The organism is Caulobacter sp. SSI4214 (assembly GCF_012184455.1).
In the GTDB taxonomy this organism is placed as follows: Bacteria; Pseudomonadota; Alphaproteobacteria; order Caulobacterales; family Caulobacteraceae; genus Caulobacter; species Caulobacter vibrioides_E.
The window spans coordinates 1-930 of sequence record NZ_SZWJ01000184.1; the positions used below are offsets into that span (position 1 = coordinate 1).

General features: G+C 62.9%; 1 protein-coding gene. It reads right to left on the minus strand.

Translation table 11 applies throughout. From position 1 onward, the window contains the following. Positions 1-231: 231 nt before the first annotated feature. Positions 232-807 (minus strand): S-(hydroxymethyl)glutathione synthase, encoded by a 576-nt coding sequence (gfa, locus tag FCU40_RS23010; RefSeq protein WP_004621222.1) that lies wholly within the window; start codon positions 805-807, stop codon positions 232-234. Positions 808-930 lie beyond the last annotated feature (123 nt).

The window sequence follows — 930 nt, forward strand, 5'->3', positions numbered from 1 at the left end:
CTGCTCATGTAAGGGAAATTCCGACCTGCTGGTTCACGGACAAATCAAAGACGCCGGCCGCCGAGAAACGCTTGGCGACACGAGGCCATGTCGCCAAGCTTCGATGCGAGAAAAACAGCGCGCCTGGAGCGTGAGGCTGAAAGTAGGAACCGGTTTCAGCCTCACGCTCTAAACATTTGATTTAGAACCTTTTTTGCGCCTGAAATCGATTCCGATTTCGGGCTAAAGGCTCTAGGCTGGCAACACGCCGGAGGCTTTCGCCACGTGAGTGGCGATGTAGTCCATCAGCGGCGGGTTCAGGCAGTCATAGGGCTCCAGGCCCAGCTCCCGGAGACGGGCGCGCACGCCGGCCATCTTGTCGGGGTGAACCCCGCCCTCGATCACGGACGACACAAACGCCGCGAAACCGGGCTCGGCCGCGCCGTCCTCGACGAAGCGTTCCGGGTGGACGAACGTCAGGCCGAAGAAGGGATGGCCTTCCTTCTCTACCGGGCCATGCATGTGAACGCCGCAGACCTTGCAGGCGTGACGCTGGATCACCGCGCTGGGATCGACAACGGCCAGCTTGTCGCCGTTGGCCGTCACGGTGACCGTGCTGGTCGGCGCCACGGCGACGACCGAGAAATCCGCTCCGGCGGGCTTCCAGCACTTGGTGCAGCCGCAAGCATGGTTGTGCGCCACCTGGCTGGCCACGGCGACCGTCACGGGCCTGTCGGCGCAGAGGCAGGTCAGCGTCCCGCCGGCGAAATCCGCCGAGCCGGGCTTTACTCCGTCATCGACCAGTGGGTGGATGAGAACCTTGGTCATTTCAGCGTTCCTCCAGGATGTCTCGCATCCGCTCGTCCGGGGCTTGATCGCCCTCGACACATCGGACCTTTGGAGCGACCCAAGACCGGGCCGCCCCAACGTCCCGTTTTCTAGAATTCGATG